We start from the raw sequence: 622 nt of genomic DNA, 5'->3' as shown, positions 1-622 counted from the left end.
GAGGTTGTGTCAAAACGTTGGCACAACCTCTTTTATATTTTACAGTTCTGCTATATTTTCTTTTGGCTATGCTGCTTTTTCCTCATGCATTTGGCAACAAGTTGCTATATTCCAATTATATCGGGTTATAAATAGTCCCATAAACATATATTTGGCAACTGTAATGAGCCCCTTTCCTTCTTTTATCAGTTTAGCACACATTTTTTTGATATTAAAGGCTATAGCAAAGAAAGCAAAGTCCATTGTAACCTTGTCTTCTCCCACATGCCGGAATCTTCTGTATGCCATGTTGTATTTTATTTGTCCAAACACAGCCTCTGGTTCTATACACCTCCTGCCTCTATGCTTGATACCTTCTTCTGAGAGCAACCTTTCCCGTGCCTGCCGTTTGTATTGATTTAATCGGTGGTTGACTTCTATAATACGGTTCCCCCGAGCTTTAAAGCAACTGCCACGCAAAGGGCAACCTTCGCATCTTTTTGCTTTATACCGGGCACTTTCGGTGATGTATCCGCTCGCTGTCTTGTCACGTTTGGTTCCTATACGGTTCATGTGCTGTCCCATAGGACAAACGTAATAATCCTCTTGGGCATTGTAATGGAGACTTTCGGCATGGAACGGG

1 protein-coding gene is annotated in these 622 nt (G+C 41.8%); it reads right to left on the bottom strand.

The genetic code is table 11. The annotated features are described in order from the left end of the window. Window positions 1-66 precede the first annotated feature (66 nt). The coding region (locus N5O98_RS27390) for a transposase (protein ID WP_269496309.1) at window positions 67-622 on the bottom strand (556 nt) is incomplete at its 5' end.

The sequence above is a fragment of the Bacteroides sp. LFL-34 genome, assembly GCF_027257075.1.
In the GTDB taxonomy this organism is placed as follows: domain Bacteria; phylum Bacteroidota; class Bacteroidia; order Bacteroidales; family Bacteroidaceae; genus Bacteroides; species Bacteroides ovatus.
This window is presented reverse-complemented; position numbering and strand designations above follow the sequence as displayed.